This window comes from Streptomyces sp. SD15 (genome assembly GCF_054462255.1).
Genome location: NZ_JBTLMO010000044.1, coordinates 49,354 through 70,572 on the forward strand (window position 1 = coordinate 49,354; position 21,219 = coordinate 70,572).

The 21,219-nt window shown below is 70.0% G+C and carries 20 protein-coding genes; 5 read left to right on the forward strand and 15 right to left on the reverse strand.

What is annotated here, in order from left to right; genetic code table 11:
- Positions 1 to 15: 15 nt before the first annotated feature.
- The 7 genes from ACX28W_RS33130 to ACX28W_RS33160 all read right to left on the reverse strand — a co-directional run bounded on the left by ACX28W_RS33130 (position 16) and on the right by ACX28W_RS33160 (position 5,106).
- The gene (locus ACX28W_RS33130; protein ID WP_459003702.1) at positions 16 to 717 is read right to left on the reverse strand and encodes a 2-phosphosulfolactate phosphatase; all 702 of its coding nucleotides are present in this window, start codon (positions 715 to 717) and stop codon (positions 16 to 18) included.
- Between the two features lie 224 nt (positions 718 to 941).
- Positions 942 to 1,346 carry a VOC family protein gene (locus ACX28W_RS33135; protein WP_459003703.1) on the reverse strand — a complete coding sequence of 135 codons (405 nt, stop codon included), beginning with the start codon at positions 1,344 to 1,346 and terminating at the stop codon, positions 942 to 944.
- Positions 1,347 to 1,469: 123 nt separating this feature from the next.
- Positions 1,470 to 2,642, reverse strand: a complete 1,173-nt coding sequence (locus ACX28W_RS33140; protein WP_459003704.1) for an IS630 family transposase — start codon at positions 2,640 to 2,642, stop codon at positions 1,470 to 1,472.
- Between the two features lie 164 nt (positions 2,643 to 2,806).
- Positions 2,807 to 3,289 carry a hypothetical protein gene (locus tag ACX28W_RS33145; protein WP_459003705.1) on the reverse strand — a complete coding sequence of 161 codons (483 nt, stop codon included), beginning with the start codon at positions 3,287 to 3,289 and terminating at the stop codon, positions 2,807 to 2,809.
- A gap of 13 nt (positions 3,290 to 3,302) precedes the next feature.
- Positions 3,303 to 3,671 (reverse strand): ArsR/SmtB family transcription factor, encoded by a 369-nt coding sequence (locus ACX28W_RS33150; protein ID WP_459003706.1) that lies wholly within the window; start codon positions 3,669 to 3,671, stop codon positions 3,303 to 3,305.
- The gene (locus ACX28W_RS33155) at positions 3,668 to 4,114 is read right to left on the reverse strand and encodes an SRPBCC domain-containing protein (RefSeq protein WP_384753801.1); all 447 of its coding nucleotides are present in this window, start codon (positions 4,112 to 4,114) and stop codon (positions 3,668 to 3,670) included. The genes ACX28W_RS33150 and ACX28W_RS33155 overlap by 4 nt, the downstream gene beginning before the upstream one ends.
- 401 nt (positions 4,115 to 4,515) lie before the next feature.
- The gene (locus ACX28W_RS33160) at positions 4,516 to 5,106 is read right to left on the reverse strand and encodes a TetR/AcrR family transcriptional regulator (protein ID WP_459003707.1); all 591 of its coding nucleotides are present in this window, start codon (positions 5,104 to 5,106) and stop codon (positions 4,516 to 4,518) included.
- 156 nt (positions 5,107 to 5,262) lie between these two features.
- Here ACX28W_RS33160 and ACX28W_RS33165 point away from each other — a divergent pair, with 156 nt between their 5' ends.
- The gene (locus ACX28W_RS33165; protein ID WP_459003708.1) at positions 5,263 to 6,282 is read left to right on the forward strand and encodes an aldo/keto reductase; all 1,020 of its coding nucleotides are present in this window, start codon (positions 5,263 to 5,265) and stop codon (positions 6,280 to 6,282) included.
- 55 nt (positions 6,283 to 6,337) lie between these two features.
- Here ACX28W_RS33165 and ACX28W_RS33170 read toward each other — a convergent pair whose 3' ends face one another.
- From ACX28W_RS33170 to ACX28W_RS33190, 5 genes are all read right to left on the reverse strand, one after another.
- Positions 6,338 to 7,489: an XdhC family protein gene (locus ACX28W_RS33170; RefSeq protein ID WP_459003709.1), complete on the reverse strand. Its 1,152-nt coding sequence runs from the start codon at positions 7,487 to 7,489 to the stop codon at positions 6,338 to 6,340.
- A gap of 55 nt (positions 7,490 to 7,544) precedes the next feature.
- Positions 7,545 to 9,002: an NCS2 family permease gene (locus tag ACX28W_RS33175; protein ID WP_459003710.1), complete on the reverse strand. Its 1,458-nt coding sequence runs from the start codon at positions 9,000 to 9,002 to the stop codon at positions 7,545 to 7,547.
- 132 nt (positions 9,003 to 9,134) lie between these two features.
- Complete coding sequence (locus tag ACX28W_RS33180; RefSeq protein ID WP_459003711.1) at positions 9,135 to 11,519, reverse strand: xanthine dehydrogenase family protein molybdopterin-binding subunit; 2,385 nt, start codon at positions 11,517 to 11,519, stop codon at positions 9,135 to 9,137.
- A gap of 2 nt (positions 11,520 to 11,521) precedes the next feature.
- Complete coding sequence (locus ACX28W_RS33185) at positions 11,522 to 12,112, reverse strand: (2Fe-2S)-binding protein (RefSeq protein WP_459003712.1); 591 nt, start codon at positions 12,110 to 12,112, stop codon at positions 11,522 to 11,524.
- Entirely contained in the window at positions 12,112 to 13,002 is an 891-nt protein-coding gene (locus ACX28W_RS33190) for an FAD binding domain-containing protein (protein ID WP_459003713.1), read from the reverse strand. Before ACX28W_RS33190 ends, ACX28W_RS33185 begins: the two co-directional genes overlap by 1 nt.
- 366 nt (positions 13,003 to 13,368) lie before the next feature.
- Here ACX28W_RS33190 and ACX28W_RS33195 point away from each other — a divergent pair, with 366 nt between their 5' ends.
- Both ACX28W_RS33195 and ACX28W_RS33200 read left to right on the forward strand, forming a co-directional pair.
- On the forward strand, positions 13,369 to 15,042 hold the full coding sequence (locus tag ACX28W_RS33195; RefSeq protein WP_459003714.1) for a PucR family transcriptional regulator: 1,674 nt from the start codon (positions 13,369 to 13,371) through the stop codon (positions 15,040 to 15,042).
- 148 nt (positions 15,043 to 15,190) lie between these two features.
- On the forward strand, positions 15,191 to 15,964 hold the full coding sequence (locus tag ACX28W_RS33200) for a hypothetical protein (protein WP_459003715.1): 774 nt from the start codon (positions 15,191 to 15,193) through the stop codon (positions 15,962 to 15,964).
- 164 nt (positions 15,965 to 16,128) lie between these two features.
- On the opposite strand, the gene ACX28W_RS33205 is transcribed toward ACX28W_RS33200, so the two are convergent.
- Positions 16,129 to 16,440, reverse strand: coding sequence for a hypothetical protein (locus ACX28W_RS33205; protein ID WP_459003716.1), 312 nt, complete (start codon positions 16,438 to 16,440; stop codon positions 16,129 to 16,131).
- 143 nt (positions 16,441 to 16,583) lie between these two features.
- Positions 16,584 to 17,375 (reverse strand): GntR family transcriptional regulator, encoded by a 792-nt coding sequence (locus ACX28W_RS33210; protein WP_459003724.1) that lies wholly within the window; start codon positions 17,373 to 17,375, stop codon positions 16,584 to 16,586.
- A gap of 214 nt (positions 17,376 to 17,589) precedes the next feature.
- Here ACX28W_RS33210 and ACX28W_RS33215 point away from each other — a divergent pair, with 214 nt between their 5' ends.
- The gene (locus ACX28W_RS33215; protein ID WP_459003717.1) at positions 17,590 to 18,468 is read left to right on the forward strand and encodes a (2Fe-2S)-binding protein; all 879 of its coding nucleotides are present in this window, start codon (positions 17,590 to 17,592) and stop codon (positions 18,466 to 18,468) included.
- 335 nt (positions 18,469 to 18,803) lie between these two features.
- Positions 18,804 to 19,847 carry a DUF2637 domain-containing protein gene (locus ACX28W_RS33220; RefSeq protein ID WP_459003718.1) on the forward strand — a complete coding sequence of 348 codons (1,044 nt, stop codon included), beginning with the start codon at positions 18,804 to 18,806 and terminating at the stop codon, positions 19,845 to 19,847.
- Between the two features lie 102 nt (positions 19,848 to 19,949).
- Here the strand turns inward: ACX28W_RS33220 and ACX28W_RS33225 are convergent, their stop codons facing one another.
- On the reverse strand, positions 19,950 to 20,372 hold the full coding sequence (locus ACX28W_RS33225) for an ATP-binding protein (RefSeq protein WP_459003719.1): 423 nt from the start codon (positions 20,370 to 20,372) through the stop codon (positions 19,950 to 19,952).
- Between the last annotated feature and the right edge of the window lie 847 nt (positions 20,373 to 21,219).

The window sequence follows — 21,219 nt, forward strand, 5'->3', positions numbered from 1 at the left end:
AGACCTCACCAGCGGTCAGACCGGGTCCTCGTCAGCCGGCGAAGGCATCGCACGTGGACGCAGGACCATGAGCGAGCCTTCCAAGGTCGCCACCATGGCAAAGGGGAACCGGTCGACCTCAAGACAGAGCGCAACGTCATCAGGATGGACTCCTTGGCGCACCCCCTCCGCCAGTTCGGCGGCGGCGCGCGACTCGGCAGCGCGGCGGAGGAACTCAGCGGCATCCGTCCCGGCCTCGGTGGCTCTCCGAGCGATGTATTGAGCACACGCCAGATCTTCATCGGCCTGCCCATCGTCGCCAGTGACCACGAACGTGACACTGTCACTCTCGCGCGTCCGCAAGAGCCGAGCCGTTGCCTCCGCCACCACAAAGCTGGCGCACAGCACCAGCGACGCCTCCTTCACCGCAAGGGCGCCGACCGTCCCTGCCGTGGTCTTCTGCACAACGGTCCGTCCGCCAAGGTCAACAGACCGCAGCAGGCCCGGGGAGTTGACCATGTCGAACCCAGGCGCGGGCGGACCGTCTTTGAGCGCCACCCAATCCGCGTGGCGGGCTTTGAGCGCCAGGGCTTCGTCCAGCGACTCAGCAAGAACGATCTTTTCCGCCCCTTGGGCAAAGGCCCAGGCAGCCACGGTGAAAGCACGCATGACGTCGACCACGACCGCGACGGACGGGACTTCGACCAGCTCAGTGATGCCAAGGAAACGAGCGTCCATTCCGGTCATGATCGCGCATGCCCGACCCGCGGCAGCCGGAGAGTGATACGCGTCACATCGACAGTCTCGGACCCGACTCCTCAACGAGAACGGCGGGACCTGGAGCCGATACGCCCCCGGCGACCACACACGGTCACCAGCAGGCTGGACTCCGCAGGAAACTCACGGCAGTTGAACTGCACCACGGAGTGGCAGGCCAGGGCACTCCCTGACCTGCCACTGCCTCACGAAGCCGTCGGCGTCTGCTCGTCGCTGCCATAGGGCCGCGTGATGATCTCCATGCCATGCCCGGCCGGATCCATGAAGTACAGTCCGCGCCCACCGTGGTGGTGGTTGATCTCTCCAGGCTGCTTCAGATGCGGATCGGCGTAGTACGCGATCCCGGCCTGCTGGATACGCGCGAATGCCGCGTCGAACTCCTCGTCGGAGACGAGGAACGCGTAGTGCTGCATGACGATCGACTCCGCCGGGATGGCGGCGAAGTCCAGGGTGACCCCGTTGCTGGTGGCCACGGGAATGAACGGACCCCACTCGGTCCCGGCCTCAAGCCCCAGGATGCGCGCCAGGAACTCGGCCGACTCCCGGTTGTCCCGGGCATGGATGGTGGTGTGATTCAACTCGACTGACATGTGTGGAATGCCTCCGCAAGGCAATCTCACGGGCACCTCCATGCCTCACCCAGCCGGTGACCGACACGCGATGTTGTGCTCATGATCCTAAGTGGTCGGCTCCGGAAGTCCTTCGGGGGTTGATCATGCTGCCAGTGCGGCGGAGGATTCTTCGTGGTGATCGGTGGTGTGCCTGTCGAGTCTGGCCAGCAGATCGTCCAGGTCGTAGGTGGTGAACCTCCACTGGAACGGCTGTGCCGTGGCGTTGTAGCGGTCTTCGAAAGCTCGGAGCCGGTCCCCGACCTGGGCCAGGTCGGTGAAGTCGTTGGGTGAGACAACCTTGCGCTGCACGACGGAGAAGTAGATCTCCACCTGGTTCAACCAGGAGGCGTGCACCGGGGTGTGGACCATGACCGTGTTCGGGTGGGCCGCGGCCAGCCGGTCGGCGGCCTTCTTGCCACGGTGGGAGGAGCCGTTGTCGACGATCCAGAACACGCGCTTGGCGCTGGCGTACGGCTCCTTGCTCATCACCTGGGTGACCAGGTTCATGAACGGGTCGATGCCGGTGCGCGCTTCAGTGCGGCCGAACACTCGGGCGCGGTGGACGTCGTAGGCGGCGAGGTAGGCCAGGGCACCGCCGCGTCCGTAGGTGTGGTTGACCCGCATCGCCCGGGCCTGGCCGGGGGCGAGGGTGGGGTGGCAGCGGCAGCGGCAGCGGGCCTGGATGGAGGTCTTCTCGTCGGCGCTGATGACGTACTCGTCCGCGCCGAGCGGTGTGCCACTCCAGGTGCGGGCATACAGGTCCAGCACGCGCTCGGCCTTGGCGCGGAAGCCGGGGTCGGTGATGAAGATCCAGGAGCGGTGCTGCCAGGGCTTGAGGGCGTCCCGCGTCAGCCAGCGGCGCACGGTGGAGGCCGACAGGAAAGGCGCGATGCCGCGCTCGACCGCCTCGCGGGCCAGCTCCGGGCACGACCAGCGGGACAGCGGCACGCCGGTCTCGGCGGGCAACTGGCAGGCCAGCGCCGCGACCTGAGCCGTCTGCAGTGCGGTGAAGGAGGGCGGGCGGCCGGTGCGCTTGCGGTCCGCTAGACCGGGCAGCCTCTTCTCAGCGAAGCGGCCCCGCCACCTGCGCACGGTGTCTACGTGCACACCGACCCGCTCCGCGATTCGAGCGTTGGCCAGCCCACGTGCCGCGTGCAGGACGATTTGTGCGCGGAGGCGCAGCCGGTACTCGGTCTTGTGGCCCCAGGCTATCTTCGTCAGCCGGTACCGCTCGCTGGCCGCCAGGGCTATCGGGCATGCGGTGGCAACGGGCACGGACACCTCTCGACCGCTGGTCGTGGCCTGGCAGAACTACTTATTTCTGCGAGGCATATGCGTCGACATGTGCCTGCAGGGCGGCGGAGCGGCCCGGTCCACGCAGTCGGTCCTCGAGGGGAGACGGGGGACCGGGCGCCCGATGTTCGACTCAGGCGCCGCCTTCAGGCGTGCCCAGGGACGGCGACGCGAAGATCGAGGAGCTGTTGCGTATGCACGGGCACGTGGTTTTCGGCGAGGCCATCGATGAGGCTTGCCAGCGGAATCGGCTGGTCCAGCACGAGTGCGTCATTGGACAGGAGGAGCGACGGCACCGGAACCGAGGCGGCTTCCTCGTTGAGCTGATCGGCGATGTCGCACAGGACGGTGGCCTGGCTCCGGACATGATCAATCAGATCCGCCCGGCCTGAGTGCTGGGTGATGATCCGGTCAAGATTCCAGGTGTCGAGGGAGATCCGGTTGTCGAAGGTGGGCCGCGAGCCGGCGACGACGCCCAGGGCAACCGCTGCGATCGAGGCGTCGACGCTGAGGAGGTGGGCCAATATCTGGTCGGCGTTCCATCCTCCATCATCCGCGTCGCCGAGGTTGGGGATGGCCGCCGCATCGAGCAACCTGTCGTAGGCGCTGCGAAGTACCGTCGTGTCCATAGCGTGCTTCCCTTCATTCGGGGCGTGTCGAACTCGAATCCCGCTCAGCTGCCTCAGCGACGCGTTTGATGTTCGCCAACCGCCGGTCCCAGTAGGCCGCGAGCGAGGCCATCCACCGTGCCGTCGTGTCCAGCGCCGCAGGCCGCACCGCGAACCGCACCTCGCGCCCGATCCGGCTGCCGGAAACCAGCCCGGCGGCGTCCAGGACAGCGAGGTGCTTGACCACCGCCTGCCGCGAGATGGGCAGGTGTTCAGCCAGCGCCGTCGCGGTGGCCTCGCCCTGTGCGGCGAGCAGGTCAAGCAGTTGACGTCGCGTCGGGTCGGCCAGCGCGCCGAGGACGCTGTCGACGACCTCGGCGACGCCGGAACGTTCTTCCGTCACGTGGAGGGCTGTTCGGCGCGCGTCTTGAGCGCGTCGAGCTCCAGGGGCCAGCCTTCACTGTGGTCCTTCAGGTTCTGACTGCGCAGCTCCTCGGACCCGGCCAGCGCCGCGAACCCGCTCTCGACGACGCGCAGCCGCGTCTGGTCGCCTTCCGGGGTCAACGTGAACTCCACGAGGGTGCTGTTGTCCTCGCGCAGCTCTTCTCCAGGGAACGCGCTGGTCCAGCGGTACGCCAGGTACGTGGGCGGCTCGACCTTCTCCACGCGCACCGGGAAGTCACCGTGCTCGGCGTTCTTCGCCATCATCGACTCGCCTTCCTTGGCCACGGTGCCGGGCAGGCTCGCCTTGTCGGCCACCCAGAACCCGGGTTGGGCCACCAGCGACCAGACCCGCTCCAGGGGTGCTGCGATCAGGGTTTCGCGTTCGATCCGGTCCTTGCTCATGAGGGACTCCTTCACCGTCGCCATCGGATGCAACCCCAGAGTTGCACTTCGACCGCCTATGTGCAACCCAAGGGTTGCACATAGGCGCTCATCGTTGGTTGGTGATGATGGATGGGGGCTGGGTGAGGGCCGCGAGGCTGCTCAAAGACCGTAATGACCGCATCCCGCCAGCGTTCGGCACACCTGCGCACCTCAGCCACGAAACCAACCGCCGCGTCAACCCCCGAAGGACTTCCGGAGCCAACCACTAAGCAACACCACTCACGGCGTCGAGGCCCGCACCCGGCAGCCACCGATGACGACCACACACCGTCACCAACACGCCATACGGGACCGAGAATTGGCGACAGTTGAATACGCGAGCCCACCAGTATCAACCCCCCGAAGCCAGTCGGGCGGGGCTACCGCGGTTGACGTAGTCCTGCGATGAGGAGCTCGACCAGTCGACGTGCGTCGTAGCGGGGATCGCTCTCCGCGCCGATGCAGAGGTTCCCGACGCCGCGCATGAGCTCGTAGGCCTCCAGGTCGGATCGAATCTCGCCGGACGCGGCTGCGGCATCGAGCAGTTGGGTGCACACGGGCACGAGGCGATCGATGAAGTAGGCGTGCAGCGTGTCGAATCCTGCGTTGTCGGACTGCAGCACGGCAGCGAGTCCGTGCTTGGTGACCAGGAAGTCGACGAAGAGGTTGATCCATTGCCCCAATGCGGTGTGCGGAGTTGCGCTGGTCGCCAGCAGGGCCGGCCCGGCCTCGGCGCAGGCATCGACCTGGTGCCGGTAGACGGCGATGATGAGATCCGCTCGCGTCGGGAAGTGGCGGTAGATCGTGCCCAGCCCGACGCCGGCCTTGGCCGCGATGTCGCGTACCGGCGCTTCCACGCCTGACGTGACGAAGACCGCGGCGGCCGCGTCGAGCAGAGTCCCCTCGTTACGCCGGGCGTCCGCCCGCTTGGACCGGGCCGCTTGCCCTGCGCCCTCGTCGCTGTCGTTCACCGCGCCGTTCCCTTCGCTACCGACCTTGCCAAAGCGGAACAACGTTCCGTATCGTTACCGGAACAAGGTTCCGTTTGCTCATGATGCCAGAGCACGGGCCCGACAACCAAGCCACGCATTGCCACCACGCTTCATCCGCAATGGAGGAACACGGTCATGCAGTACCGCACCTTGGGCCGCACCGGTGTGCAGGTCAGCTCCCTCGCACTCGGCGCGATGAATTTCGGCAAGATCGGGCGCACCACCCAGGACGAGGCCACCGCTCTCGTCGATGCCGCTCTCGAGGGCGGGATCAACCTCATCGACACCGCCGACATGTACAGCGACGGCGAGTCGGAAGAAATGGTCGGCAAAGCCATCGCCGGCCGCCGCGACGACATCGTGCTGGCCACGAAGGCGAGCATGCCCATGGGCGATGAGCGCAACCATCAGGGCAGTTCGCGCCGCTGGCTGGTCACCGAGCTGGACAACAGCCGGCGCCGTCTCGGTGTCGACCACGTCGATCTCTACCAGATCCACCGCTGGGACCCGAGCACCAGCGACGAGGAGACGCTGTCGGCGTTGACCGACCTGCAACGCGCGGGAAAGATCCGCTACTTCGGCTCCTCGACTTTCCCCGCCTACCGCCTCGTGCAAGCCCAGTGGGCCGCCCGCGAGCATCACCTGAGCCGTTATGTCACCGAACAGCCCAGCTACTCGATCCTGCAGCGCGGGATCGAATCCCACGTGCTGCCCGTGACCGAGCAGTACGGGCTTGGCGTGCTGGTGTGGAGCCCGCTGGACTCGGGCTGGCTGTCGGGCGCGATCCGCGAGGGCCAGGAAGTCTCCACCAGCCGCTCGACGTTCATGCCGCAACGCTTCGACATGGCCATCCCTGCCAACCGGGCCAAGCTCGATGCCGTCGAGCAGCTGGCCAAGGTCGCCGACGAGGCCGGCCTGACCATGATCCAGCTCGCGCTCGGATTCGTGACCGCGCATCCCGCCGTGACCAGCGCGCTCATCGGCCCCCGCACACCGGCCCACCTGCACGCGCAACTCGCCGCCGCTGACACCGTGCTCTCCGCCGACGTGCTCGACGCGATCGACGCGATCGTCGCCCCCGGCACCGACCTCGCCGCACACGAGAAGTACGACACTCCGCCCGCGCTGCTGGACCCGTCACTGCGGCGTCGCTGATCGCGTCGAGGGACAGCGGCGGTAGGGCCGCCCGTCGTCGACGGTGAAGCGTGGCTCAGGCCACCGACCCGATCCGCCGCGCCGGAACCGACGTCGCGTCGTGGTGGATCGGTGTGTGCGCACCGGTGAGGGAAACGCCGCTGCCGCCACGCCGGTTGGCGACGATCTCCGCGGCGATGGACAGGGCCGTCTCCTCGGGGGTGCGGGCGCCCAGGTCGAGGCCGACGGGGGATCTGAGCCGGGCCAACTCCAGCTCGGTGACGCCGACTTCGCGGAGACGGTCGTTGCGGTCGAGGTGGGTCCGGCGTGAGCCCATGGCGCCGACGTACGCGACCGGGAGGCGCAGTGCGAGCCGAAGGAGCGGTACGTCGAACTTGGCGTCGTGGGTGAGCACGCACAGCACGGTCCGCGCGTCCACCTCCGTGCGCTCGAGGTACTTGTGCGGCCACTCGACGACGATCTCGTCGGCGTCGGGGAAACGACCGGCCGTGGCGAAGACCGGGCGGGCGTCGCAGACCGTGACGCGATACCCGAGGAACTTGCCGATGCGGACCAGCGCCGACGCGAAGTCGATCGCGCCGAAGACGATCATCCGGGGCGGGGGAACCGACGACTCCACCAGAACCGTGAGCGGTGCTCCGCAACGAGAGCCCCGCTCACCGATCTCCAGGGTGCCGGTGCGGCCCGCGTCCAGGAAGGCGCCCGCCTCGCCCACGACCGTCCGGTCCAGTTCGGGATGGGCGCCGAAGCCCCCCTCGTACGAGCCGTCCGGGCGGACGAGCAGCGCACGGCCGAGCAGGTCCGAGGGGCCGGAGACGATCCGTGCGAGCGCCGCCGCCTTTCCGGTCGACGCGGCGGCCAGCGCGGTCGCGAACACCTCCAGGGTCGCGGTGGACGCCCGGACCGGTGTCACGAGGATGTCGATGACGCCGCCGCAGGTCAGGCCGACGGCGAAGGCGTCGTCGTCGCTGTAGCCGAAGCGTTCGAGGACCGGCTCGCCGTCCTCCAGTGCCTGCCGGCACAGTTCGTAGACCGCGCTTTCCACGCAACCGCCGGAGACCGAGCCGATCGCCGTGCCGTCGGTGTCGACGGCGAGTGCGGCGCCCGGTTGGCGGGGTGCGCTGCCGCCGACGGCCACCACGGTGGCCACGGCGAAGTCGCGTCCCTGCTCGACCCACCGGTGCAGCTCTTCGGCGATGTCCAGCATGTCTCGGTCTCCTTAACAGCGGTTGCTTGAACGGCTCGTGGAAAGCTCGTGGGCGTCAGTGCACGCCCAGCCGGCTCTCGATCGGGTTCAGGGCGAAGAAGACGAGGAAGATCGCCGCCAGGCCCCACAGGAACGCCCCGATCTCCCGGGCCTTGCCCTGGGCGATCCGGATGGCGACGTACGACAGGACTCCGGCCGCGACACCCGCGGTGATGGAGTACGTGAACGGCATGATCACGACGGTCAGGAAGACCGGTGTCGCCGTGGCGCGGTCGGTCCAGTCCACGTGCCGGGCGTTCGACATCATCATGGCGCCGATGACGACCAGCGCCGCCGCCGCGACCTCGCCGGGGACGATCGCCGTCAGCGGGGTGAAGAACAGGCAGGCCGCGAAGAACAGGCCCGTCACCACGGACGAGAGGCCGGTACGGGCCCCCTCGCCCACCCCCGTCGCCGACTCCACGAACACCGTCTGGCCCGAGGCGCCCGAGACTCCGCCGACCGCGCCGCCCGCGCCGTCGATGAACAGCGCCTTGGACAGGCCCGGCATCCGGCCCTTGTCGTCGGCCAGCCCGGCTTCGGTGCCGACGCCGATGATCGTGGCCATCGCGTCGAAGAAACCGGCGAGCACGAGCGTGAACACGATCATGCCGACCGTCATCGCGCCCACCTCGCCCCAGCCGCCGAACTCGACGTCACCGAAGAGCGAGAAGTCCGGCATGGAGACCGCGCCGCCGTGCAACTCCGGTGCTCCACCAGCCCATTGCCGGGGGTCGATCACGCCCAGCGCGTTGAGCGCCACCGCGAGGACCGTACCGCTGACGATGCCGATGAGGATCGCGCCGGGGATGCCTCGGGCCTGGAGCATGAAGATCAGGAGCAGCGTCGCGGCGAAGAGCAGCACCGGCCAGCCGGCGAGTTCGCCGTTCGGGCCGAGGGAGAGCGGGGTCGCCTTGCCCTGGTGGACGAAGCCCGCCTTCACCAGGCCGATCAGCGCGACGAACAGGCCGATGCCCATGGTGATCGCGTGCTTCAGCGCCAGCGGGATCGCGTTCATGATCATCTCGCGCAGTCCGGTGACGACGAGCAGCATGATGACCACGCCGTACAGCACGCACATGCCCATGGCCTGCGGCCAGGTCATCTCGGGCGCGACCTGCGAGGAGAGCACCCCGGAGACGGAGAGTCCGGCGGCCAGCGCGAGCGGCACCTTGCCGAAGAAACCCATCAAAAGCGTGGTGAAGGCCGCCGCGAACGCGGTCGCGGTGATCAGCGCCTGCTGGCCGAGTGTGTTCCCCGCCGTGTCCTTGCCGGACAGGATGAGTGGGTTGAGGAGGAGGATGTACGCCATCGCCATGAAGGTGGTGACGCCGCCGCGCACCTCGCGCGCGACCGTGGATCCTCGCTGGGATATGTGGAAGTACCGGTCGAGCCAGGACCGTCCGGCAGGAACGCGGCTGCCCGCGCCCGCGTCGTCCGCGACGGTCCTGGGCTGCACTGACTGCTGGGTCATGGTGCCATCTCCCGAGGTTCATAGGGATACCCGCGCAACCGCCCTGACGGGCGCGGGATGTGGGGAGGTGCACGACCCGGGGGACGGCCCGAGACGAACAAAGGGGGGTCGAGGTTCCAACCCCCCGTGGGGTCAGCTGCCGGTGAGGTGCTCGGGGCGTACCGGCGTCCGGTTGAGCTCCAGCCCCGTCGCGTTCCGGATCGCCGCGAGGACGGCCGGAGTCGACGACAGGGTCGGGGCCTCGCCGATGCCACGGAGCCCGTACGGGGCGTGGTCGTCGGCGAGTTCGAGCACGTCGACGGGGATGGTCGGCGTGTCGAGGATGGTGGGGATCAGGTAGTCCGTGAAGGAGGGATTCTTCACCTTCGCCGTCTTCGGGTCGACGATGATCTCCTCCATGACCGCGATGCCCAGGCCCTGGGTCGTGCCGCCCTGGATCTGGCCGACGACCGACAGCGGGTTGAGCGCCTTGCCGACGTCCTGGGCGCAGGCCAGCTCGATGACCTTGACCAGGCCGAGCTCGGTGTCGACCTCGACGACCGCCCGGTGCGCGGCGAAGCTGTACTGGACGTGGCCGAAGCCCTGGCCGGTGCGCAGGTCGAAGGCTTCGGTCGGCCGGTGCCGCCACTCGGCCTCGACCTCCACGGCCTCGTCCTCGAGTACGTCCACCAGGTCGGCGAGAACCTCGCCGCCGTCGGTGACGACCTTGCCGCCCTCCAGGAGCAGCTCTGCGGTGGCCCAAGCGGGCTGGTACGTACCGAACTTGCGGCGGCCGAGCTCCAGGACCTTCTCGCGGACCAGCTCGCACGAGTTCTTGATGGCGCCACCGGTGACGTAGGTCTGACGGGACGCCGAGGTCGAGCCCGCCGAGCCCACCTGCGTGTCCGCCGGTTGGATCGTCACCTGTGCGACGCCCAGCTCGGTGCGGGCGATCTGCGCGTGGACGGTGACACCGCCCTGGCCGACCTCCGCCATGGCCGTGTGCACGGTCGCCACGGGCTCGCCGCCCACGACCTCCATACGGACGCGGGCAGTCGAGTAGTCGTCGAAGCCCTCGGAGAAGCCGACGTTCTTGATGCCGACCGCGTAGCCGATGCCGCGTACGACGCCTTCGCCGTGCGTGGTGTTGGAGAGGCCGCCGGGCAGCTGCCGTACGTCCGCCGCCTCGCCTGCCGCGAGCCACTGTTGCTCCGGCGGCAGCGGCATCGCCTTGACGCGACGCAGGAGTTCGGCGACCGGGGCCGGGGAGTCGACCGGCTGCCCGGTCGGCATGATCGTGCCCTGCGACATCGCGTTCAGCTGCCGGAACTCGACCCGGTCCATACCCACCGCGTCGGCGAGCTTGTCCATCTGGGCCTCGTACGCGAAGCACGCCTGGACCGCGCCGAAGCCGCGCATGGCGCCGCAGGGCGGGTTGTTGGTGTAGAGGGCGATGCAGTCGATGTCGACGTCGTCGACGACGTACGGGCCCACGCTCAGCGAGGCGGCGTTGCCGACGACGGCCGGGGAGGCGGAGGCGTACGCGCCGCCGTCCAGGACGATCCGGGCCTTCATGTGGGTGAGCTTGCCGTCCTTCGTGGCGCCGTGCTCGTAGGAGAGCTTGGCCGGGTGGCGGTGGACGTGCCCGAAGAAGGACTCGAAACGGTTGTAGACGATCTTGACGGGCTTGCCGGTGCGCAGGGCGAGCAGGCACGCGTGGATCTGCATCGACAGGTCCTCGCGGCCTCCGAACGCGCCGCCGACGCCGGAGAGCGTCATACGGACCTTGTCCTCGGGCAGGCCGAGGACCGGGGCGATCTGGCGCAGGTCGGAGTGCAGCCACTGGGTGGCGATGTACAGGTCGACGCCGCCGTCCTCGGCGGGCACGGCGAGGCCGGACTCCGGGCCGAGGAAGGCCTGGTCCTGCATGCCGAAGGTGTACTCGCCCTTGACGATGAAGTCGGCGCGCTCCCGGGCGGCCTCGACGTCGCCGCGGACGACCGGCTGACGGTGCACGATGTTCGGGTGCTCGACGTGACCGATGTGGTGGTCGGTGCGGCCCTCGTGGATCAGGATCGCGTCGGGCGCGGTCGCGGAGGCCTCGTCCGTGATGACCGGCAGTTCGCGGTACTCCACCTTGATCTTGGCGGCGGCGCGACGCGCGGTCTCCGGGTGGTCGGCGGCGACGATGGCGACCGGTTCGCCGTGGTGGCGGACCTTGCCGTGCGCGAGGACGGGGGTGTCCTGGATCTCCAGACCGTAGTTCTTGACGTCCGTCGGCAGGTCGTCGTACGTCATGACGGCGTAGACGCCGGGCTGGGCGAGGGCCTCACTCGTGTCGATGGACACGATCTCGGCGTGCGCGACGGTCGAGCGCAGGATCTGGCCCCACAGCATGTCCTCGTGCCACATGTCGGAGGCGTAGGCGAACTCGCCGGTGACCTTGAGGGTGCCGTCCGGGCGGAGCGTCGACTCGCCGATGCCGCCCTTGGTCCTGGAGCCCTGCGTGATGTTGGTGGGTGTACCCGTGGTTCCCATGGTCAGACCACCTCGGACTGCCGGGCGGCCGCGAGGCGGACCGCGTCCATGATCTTCTCGTAGCCGGTGCAGCGGCAGAGGTTGCCGGAGAGCGCCTCGCGGATGTCCGCGTCGGTCGGGTTCGGGTTGTGCTCCAGCATCTCGTCGGCCGCGACCAGCAGACCCGGGGTGCAGAAGCCGCACTGGACGGCGCCGGCGTCGATGAACGCCTGCTGGATGGGAGAGAGCGTGGCACGCGGGGAAACGCCGCCGCCTTCGCCGGTGTGGGAGTCCTGCGGCTTCGCCTCCCAGCGTTTGGCCTGGTCCAGCGAGGTCCCGCACGAACTCGTACCGCAGGAGCGCTGCTTCGCGTACTCCGCGAGCCCCTCCACCGTGACGACCTCGCGCCCCTCCACCTGACCGGCCGCGACCAGACACGAACAGACCGGTACGCCGTCCAGCCGGACCGTGCAGGAACCGCACTCGCCCTGCTCGCACGCGTTCTTGGAACCCGGCAGGCCCATCCGCTCCCGCAGCACGTACAGCAGGGACTCGCCCTCCCACACGTCATCCGCTTCCTGCGGACGGCCGTTGACCGTGAAACTGACACGCATTACGCGACTCCCTCCGTGCGGGCGGCGGTGCCGCGGTACGACTCCCAGGTCCAGGTCAGGGTGCGGCGGGCCATGACGCCGACGGCGTGGCGGCGGTAGCTCGCGGTGCCGCGGACGTCGTCGATCGGGTTGCAGGCGGCGGAACAGAGCTCCGCGAACTGCTTGGCGACCGATGGCGTGATGATCTTGCCGTTGTCCCAGAAGCCGCCCTCGTCGAGCGCCGCGTTCAGGAATTCCTCGGCGACCTTGGCCCGAACGGGCGTGGGCGCGGCCGAGCCGATGCCGGTGCGCACCGTGCGCGACGAAGGGTGCAGCGCCAGGCCGAAGGCGCAGACCGCGATCACCATCGCGTTGCGTGTGCCGACCTTGGAGTACTGCTGCGGGCCGTCGGCCTTCTTGATGTGTACGGCCCTGATCAGCTCGTCGGGAGCGAGCGCGTTGCGCTTCACGCCGGTGTAGAACTCGTCGATCGGGATCAGGCGCGAGCCGCGTACGGACTCGGCCTCGACCTCGGCGCCCGCCGCGAGGAGGGCCGGGTGGGCGTCACCGGCCGGGGAGGCGGTGCCGAGGTTGCCGCCGACGCCGCCGCGGTTGCGGATCTGCGGGGAGGCCACGGTGTGGGAGGCCAGGGCCAGGCCGGGGAGCTCGCCGCGCAGGTTCTCCATGATCCGGGTGTACGGGACGGAGGCGCCCAGGCGCACGCTGTCCGCGCCGACCTCCCACTCGCTCAGCTCGCCGATGCGGTTCAGATCCAGGAGGTACTCGGGCCGACGGTGGTCGAAGTTGATCTCGACCATCACATCGGTGCCACCCGCAATCGGCACAGCGGTGGGATGCTCGGCCTTCGCGGCGAGCGCCTCCCCCCAGCTTGCGGGGCGAAGGAAGTCCATGAGTGGCTCTCTTCTTCGTATCGTGGGTCGTTCTGATCAAGCCAGATCGGGTGCGGCGGGCCCGGCTCGTTCATGAGTTGTTCACGGGTATCGGGGTCAGTACACAGCGCTGTCCTCCACCGGGGTCAGTCACCGAAACCATGAAGGAGTTGGCTGGCCAGGGCGTGCATCTTGTAGATTCGTATGAACGGAGGGCCTCAGTAACCTCTTCGTTTTCCTCTGGAAACGTCAGGAAACATCCAGCACACGCTGGGACCAGGGAGTACGGCTCGCGGACCCGCTCGCCCGTTGCTCACTTTCAGTTCCACCTTGAGCTCCACCTTCAGATCCATCGTAGATTTCGAGACAAGAACGGCGGCGACGAGAATGCGGCTGCGCGCACTGCTGGACACCGACGCGCTGGGCCTGCGGCTGCTCGGCGGCGAGGACGAGCTCGACCGCGCCGTGCGCGGTGTGATGACCACGGACCTCAAGGACCCCAGCCGCTATCTTTCGGGCGGCGAGCTGGTCCTCACCGGCCTCGCCTGGCGGCACGCCGCGGCGGACTCCGAGCCCTTCGTCCGCATCCTCGCGGGCGCCGGGGTCGCGGCCCTCGCCGCCGGTGAGGCGGAGCTCGGCGATGTCCCGGACGACCTGATCCTGGCCTGCGCCCGGCACCGGCTGCCGCTGTTCGCCGTGAACGAGTCGGTGGCGTTCGCGACGGTCACCGAGCATGTCGTACGGCAGGTCTCGAGCGAGCGCGCCGGGGATCTCGCGGCCGTGGTGGACCGGCACCGGCGGATGATGACGTCCGGCCCGGCGGGCGGCGGGCCCGACGTGGTCCTGGACCTGCTCGGCTCCGATCTGGACCTGCGGGCCTGGGTCCTCTCGCCCACCGGGCGCCCGATCGCGGGTTCGAGGCTCGCGGGGGCCGCGCTGCCCGCCGACGTGGGCGCCGAGCTCGCCGCCGAGCACCTCGCGGCGACGCGCACCGGGCGACGCGGGCCGCACCGGGTGATGGTGGGCACGACGACGTACTCCCTCTTCCCGATCCTCTCTTCGGGCCGTTCCGCGAGCGCCTCCCGGGATGTGCGCGAGACCGTGCTCTCCGACTGGCTGCTCGCGGTCGAGGCGGACGCCGGGGACTGGCCCGAGGAGCGGCTCGACCTGCTCCAGGGCGTCACCCAGCTGATCGCCGTCGAGCGGGACCGGCGGGACGCGGCGCGCACGGTGCGGCGGCGGCTCGCGCAGGAGGTCCTGGAGCTGGTGCAGTCGGGCGCCGCGCCCGCGGAGATCGCGGCGCGGCTGCGGGTCGCCGCTCCGGTGCTGCTGCCCGGCCTCGGGGCCGCCCCGCACTGGCAGGTGGTGGTGGCCTGCGTCGAGTGGGACGGCGGCGAGATCGAGGGCGGCCCGGTCGCCCAGTCGCTGCTGGAGGAGATCCTCGTCGCCCCGTCGACGACCGGGCCCGAGCAATCCGACCGCATCGCCGTCGCGCACACGGGTACGGAGGCGGTAGCCCTGCTGGCCCTGCCCGCGGTGTCCTCTGAGCACGACGGCTCGGAGTCCGGACTGCTCGCCGACACGCTCCTGGAGGCCGTGCGCGCCCCGCTGTCGGCGGGCCTGAACGACGACGGGCGGCTCACCCTCGGTGTCAGCGCCGCCGTGCACTCGGCGGAGGGGCTGCGCGGCGCCCTGGAGGAGGCCCGGCATGCCCGCCGGGTCGCCGCGGCACGTCCCGGCCGGGTGTGCGCGGCCGGGCACCAGGAGCTGGCCTCGCACGTGCTGCTGCTCCCCTTCGTGCCGGACGACGTGCGCCGCGCCTTCACCGCCCGGCTGCTGGATCCGCTGCGCGACTACGACCGCCGCCACCGCGCCGAACTCATACCCACCCTGGAGGCGTTCCTCGACTGCGACGGCTCCTGGACGCGCTGCGCCACGCGCCTCCACCTGCACGTCAACACGTTGCGCTACCGGGTGGGCCGTATCGAGCAGTTGACGGGCCGGGACCTTTCCCGCCTCGAGGACAAGCTCGATTTCTTCCTGGCGTTGCGCATGAGCTGAGTCAGGAGTCCGTGCGGCGTGCGTCAGCAAGTGTCGCCACTGTCCACCGACTTTGTGAAATCCTTCACCCACCCCCTTGGCCGAGTGCCGCGATCCGTGCTGAGATGCCACCACTCAACAGCTCAATGGTGTGCTCGGGGAGGGCAACGTGGCGCATACCGCCATGTCTGGTTCCGGAACGAACGCAGGGGACGATCCACTCCAGACCGCGGTATGGCGGCTGCGCTCGCGCGCCTGCTGGGACGACGCGGCCGCACTGCTCCAGCCGCGGACGGCGGACGCGGCGCTGCAACGGGCCTCGCTGCTCGTCGAGCGGTGCCTGTACACCGAGCAGGGCTGGGCGGCCGCCGAGGACGCGCTGCGTACGGCGGAGGCGGTGGCCCAGAGCGACGAGGAGCGCGGTGCCGCCGCCTGCGAACGGGGGCAACTCGCGTACGCGGCCACGCTGCTCGGGGTGCGCGACCGGGCGGACGAGGCGCGGGCAGCGCTCGGCCGGGCCGCCGCGCTGATCGCGCCCGGGGCGCCGGGGCGAGCCCTGCTGGATTTCCGGCGCGGGCTGCTCGCCGAGAACCTCGCGCAGTCCCCGCAGTCCGCCCGCGCGGCGTACCGGCGTGCCCACGCCGGCGCGGTCGCCCAGGGCGACTCGCTGCTGCTCTCCTTCACCTGGCGTCACCTCGCCGGGCTCGCCCTGCGCGACGGCGAGGTGGCCGAGGCGCGGCACGGGTTCGGTGAATCGCTGCGGATTCGGGAGGAGTTGGGGTATCTCGTCGGGACGGCTCCGGCGTTGGTGTCGCTCGCGGACGCGGAGGCCGAGCCGGAGGCGTCTCGGTTGCGGGCGGAGGCGGGGCGATTGTTTCGGTTGCTTGGGGGCGTACCTACGTGGCTGGCTCGGCAGTTGACTCCACCCGCGGCAACGGCGTGAGGTGGTGGGGCGGCTGCGGGTAGCCGGTGGCTCCCTAGGGCCTGTCCGGCGGATCATGCCGGAGACGCGGGGTCTGGCACGCCGATCTGCGGCGTACCAGACCCCGCTCACCTGCGCTGACAAGGCGCCGCTGCTTCCCTCCGACCTGATCCGCCGGACAGGCCCTAGTCGCTCTGGAGCTGCGACAGGAGGTCGCGGGCGAACGTCGTCACCGTCGTGCGGAGTTCCGGGTCTCGGGCGACGTAGACCACGACGGCCACGATCACGAGGAACGTCAGGAAGCCGCGTACGCCGCCTCCGCGGCCCGCGCCGTGCGACATGGGTCGGTGCTGGTGCGGGGTGCCGGAGTGGCGGGCGTGGGCGGCGGCCATGTCGTGCATCTCGTGGTGGTGCCGCACATGGCTCTGATGGATCTGCTGATGGTGCTGCTGGGCCTGCTGGGCCTGCTGCATCGCTGTCCAGGAAGGGTCGGGCATTTCGGTGTCTCCCCCGGTTTTGGTGCGGCTTTCGCCGTGTACCGGGGGGCACGCGAACGGGCCGGTGCGGGTTCCCGGCGGCGGCGTCTGTTGCGGGGCCCGTACGGAGCCGTGACGTCCGCCGAAGGAAGCGCACGTACCGGCTACGCGCCCGCGAAGTGCTCCCGTACGAGGGACTGCACGACCGGCAGGTCCTGGGCGGCCAGGGCCTCCAGGAGGGCGGCGTGCTCGGCGGCGTCGGCCACCAGGTCGGCGCGGCCGCGGGAGACGGGGCCTCCGACCAGGGGCCACTGGGCGCGGCGGTGCAGGTCGTCCGCGATGCGCACCAGTTGGTTGTTGCCCGCGAGGGCGAGGACCGCGCGGTGGAAGGCCCGGTCGGACTCGGCGTAGGTGGCCCGGCAGCCGGAGGCCGCTGCCCGCGCCGTGGCCTCGGCGAGCGGGCGCAGCTCGGCCCAGCGCGCGGCGGGCACCGTGCGCGCGAGGCGCAGCATCACCGGGACCTCGATCAGGGCGCGGATCTCGGCGAGTTCGGCCAGCTCGCGCGTCCCGCGTTCGACGACCCGGAAGCCCCTGTTCGGTACGACCTCGACGGCGCCCTCGAGCGCGAGCTGCTGCATCGCCTCCCGTACCGGCGTCGCGGACACCCCGAACCGCTCACCGAGCACGGGCGCCGAGTACACCTCGCCCGGCGCCAGGTCTCCCGCGACGAGGGCGGCGCGCAGGGCGTCGAGGACCTGCCCGCGGACGGAGGCCCGCTGGACCACGGGACGCGCGCTCTCCACTCGTGGGCTCGGCATGGGCGGCTCGCTGTGCGTGTGCTCACCGCGGGCCGCGGGGACGGCCAGGGAATCGCCGGCCGCGACGCCCCGCTCCCGCTCCCGGCCCACGTCCGCCGCCCGGGCCTGCGCGGGCACCCGAACGGCCGCCGTACGCATGTCCCGGGTTGTCGACCCGGCGGAGCCGTGCTCGCCCAGGGAACCGGCCTGCTCCACGGGGTCCTCCTGGGGGCTTGGTGGTACTTGGGGGTCAATGCGGCGGTTGTTACCCGTCCGTCAAGCACCATAGGCGCACATGGCCCCAGTTCAAACCTCCGGATTTCCGGGTAAGGTAAGGCTTACCTGTCAACGATCGTGAAGCGGTGGTCCCCAAATGTCCGCTCCCGCCCTGACCGCAGGCGCCTCGGCCGACACCGGCGCCCGCCCGGCCCCTTCGGCCGTCGCGGCCTCGTACACCCGGTTGACCGAGGTTTTTCCCGATCTGAGCATCACGGAACTGGGCCCCCGGGACGCGCCCCCCAGTGACGGCGGCTGGGTCCCTGCCGCCCGGCTCGCGGAGGGCGGGGCCGCTCTCGACACCTTTCTCGCCTGGGACGAGGAGCAGGTGATCCGGGACTACGGACAGCGGGCACGCCCCGACGTCGTGGCGAGCTTCGGGCTGCACCGGTACGCCTGGCCGGCCTGTCTGCTGATCACCGTTCCGTGGTTCCTGCAGCGCCGCGTGCCCCGCTTCCCCGTGGAACACGTCACATTCCAGCGCACCCTCGGCCGGATGGCGGTGCGGGTCGGAGAGTTCGCCTGCCTGCCGGACGACCCGGCCGCCACACTGCCCGGCGCCCGCGTCGTACCGGACGAGGACGCCTTGCGGGCCGAGGTACGGGCCGCGGTGGCCGAGCACCTGGAGCCGGTCCTCGGCGGCTTCGGCCCGCGTATGCGGCGGCGCGGCCGCGCCCTGTGGGGCATGGCGACCGACGAGGTCGTCGAGGGCCTCTGGTACGTCGCCGAACTGCTCGGCGAGGAACAGCGCGGAATGCGTGAGCTGGAGCTGCTGCTGCCGGGGTCGACGGCGCCGTACGTCGGGTCCGCCGGGTTCCGTGAGCTGACCGGCCCGAACGGGGAATCCCTGCCCACCCGGGACCGGGCGAGCTGCTGCTTCTTCTACACACTGCGCCCGGAGGACGCCTGCGGTACCTGCCCGCGCACCTGCGACGCGGACCGCATCGCCAAGTTGACGGCTGTTCCTGCCAGTTGAGACCCCCATCGCGGCCCCGTCGAGGCGACCTGTCGAGCAGACGGGTCGTCAGGTGCCCTATGATCACCTCCGAATGAGACACCTCTCGGGCCACTCGGGTTACAGGTGGTTCACAACTCCCTCACTTTTCGCGGGAACTTTCCGTGGAACCATCCGTACGAGTAGTCTTATTCGAACTCAACTCCCGGCCCTCGTGCGGCAGTTCGAGCAGAATGTCGCCCTGCGCATCCCCTTGCACTCCCTTGGCGGCCTCTTGCCCCGAAAACCCCTGAGGGCTCACGGGCTTGGGCCACTATGGCGGGCGTTACGCCCTATCCCAATGCAAGGGACCCCAGATGAGACTGACCGACATATCGCTGAACTGGCTGCTTCCGGGCGCCGTTTTGCTCCTGGGACTGCTGGCGGCGGTGGCGGTGCTCGCGCGCGGCAAGCGATCCGGGGAGAAAGCGGCAGCCGCCGAGGACTCGTGGGAGCGCAGCGAGGAGCGCCGCAGGCGTAAGGAGGCCTTCTACGGCGCGGCTTCCTATCTGCTGCTGTTCTGCTGTGCCGCCGTCGCCGCCGCCCTCTCCTTCCACGGCCTGGTCGGCTTCGGTGAGCAGAACCTCGGCCTCTCCGGCGGCTGGGAGTACCTCGTCCCGTTCGGCCTGGACGGCGCGGCCATGTTCTGCTCCGTGCTCGCGGTGCGCGAGGCCAGCCACGGTGACGCGGCGCTCGGCTCCCGGATACTCGTGTGGACCTTCGCGGGCGCGGCGGCCTGGTTCAACTGGGTGCACGCGCCCCGGGGCCTCTCCCATGAGGGCGCCCCGCACTTCTTCGCCGGAATGTCCCTGTCGGCCGCGGTGCTGTTCGACCGCGCACTGAAGCAGACCCGCCGTGCCGCACTGCGTGAGCAGGGCCTGGTCCCGCGTCCGCTGCCGCAGATCCGCATCGTCCGCTGGCTGCGCGCGCCCCGTGAGACGTTCAGCGCATGGTCGTTGATGCTGCTTGAGAACGTCCGCACCCTTGACGAGGCCGTGGACGAGGTCCGCGAGGACCGTCGCCAGAAGGAGCAGACCCGACTGCGCCGCCGGAACGAGGAGCGCGTCGAGCGGGCGCACCTCAAGGCGCTCAGCCGAGGCCACCGGGGCCTGCCCGGCCGCGGCGGCGGTCGCCGGGAACTGGAGACGACCGTGGAGCGGGCGCCGGCCCAGTCCACTGCGGAGCCTGCCATATCGGCACCGGAGCAGCTGCCCGTACCCTCGCGGCCCTCCCTTCAGCCCGTCCGCAAGAGCACTGACCCGATCACCGTCGACCTCACCGCGGAGGACGACACCATGGCCCTGCCCAGGCTCGACTCCCTGGAGCGCAAGCTCAAGGACCTGGAGCAGCAGTTCGGCTGAGCCCGGAGCCGCGAGGCTCGAGCCCGGGGTGGTCCGGCCGTGAACCGAACCGGCCGGACCCGGACAGGAATTGCCCCGACAGGAATTACGGCGGCGCGGTGACTACACCGCGCCGCCGTCCAGTTCGAACCACACCGCCTTGCCCACGCCGTGGGTCCGCACACCCCACGCGTCGGCGAGGGACTGCACGAGAACAAGGCCTCTGCCATGCGTACCGTCGTCGGCGTTCGGTACCCGCAGCCTGGGCCTGCGTCCCACGAAATCCCTTACTTCCACGTGGAGTCCGCGGGGTCCGACGGTCGCCGTCAGCACCGCGTCGTGGTCGGTGTGGATGAGTGCGTTGGTGACGAGCTCGCTGGTCAGTAACTCGGCTATGTCGGACTTCTCCGGCTTCCCCCAGTGCCGTAACAGTTCCCTCAGCGCTCTGCGGGCCTCGGGCACCGCCCGCAGATCCGCCCGTCCCAGCTTGCGCCTGAGCTGCGGGGCAGCCGGCTGATCCATCGCGTTGTCGGACACTTCCGCCATTGCCTTTGCCGAGGAGGCCCCAATGGCCACGGGACCACCCCCTCGAACCTGCCTCTTCATGACCCCCGCCTGCATGCCGATGTCGGTTCCCCTCCTGATCGAACATGTTCACGGGAATCCATGCCCCATCGGGCACGCGACAGTCATCTCGAATCGTCAACCCTCGGCCGTACGCGAGGAAAAGTGCGGCGTCGTGACGGGGTGGTGGCCCCGCGCGCGAAATCGGCCACGCTCCGGGGAGCCGGTGAGCACGGTCGACCTTCCCGTGCGTGACCGCGTACGGAGCCGGTACGTGCCTGATCACCGCCGTCGAGGAAACGGTGCGGCCGGTCTCGGAGCACAGGTCAGGGCCCGGTTCCGGACTCCGTCGCCTCCCCCTCGTCGCGGCCGCGAGGAGGAGGTGCGCCGGTGCGTGCGCCGCTCACGCCGGCGGCACGTCGAGTCATCCCGCACCCCCGGAGCCTCCCTGCCCGGACGATGCGGGGACCGCGGGCGCTCGGTCCATCTACCGACTCCCGGCTGCCGATCCGGCCGTACTCGACGAGGCCGCGGGGCCGCCGGCGCTAGGGCCTGTCCGGCGGATCAGGTCGGAGGGAAGCGGCGGTGCCTTGTCGGCGCAGGTGAGCGGGGTCTGGTGCGTCGAGCTGCAAGGCGGAGGAGGGCGTCGACGCGATGGGGGTCCCCCTGTTCGAGCGAAGCCGAGAACTTGGGGGAGTCGGCAACCGACGGCAACGCCGCAGATCGGCGTGCCGGACCCCGCGTCTCCGGCATGATCCGCCGGACAGGCCCTAGTAGTGCTTCGTTACCTTGGGTGATCTCGCCTGGTGGTGGGCATCTTCCTGGCATG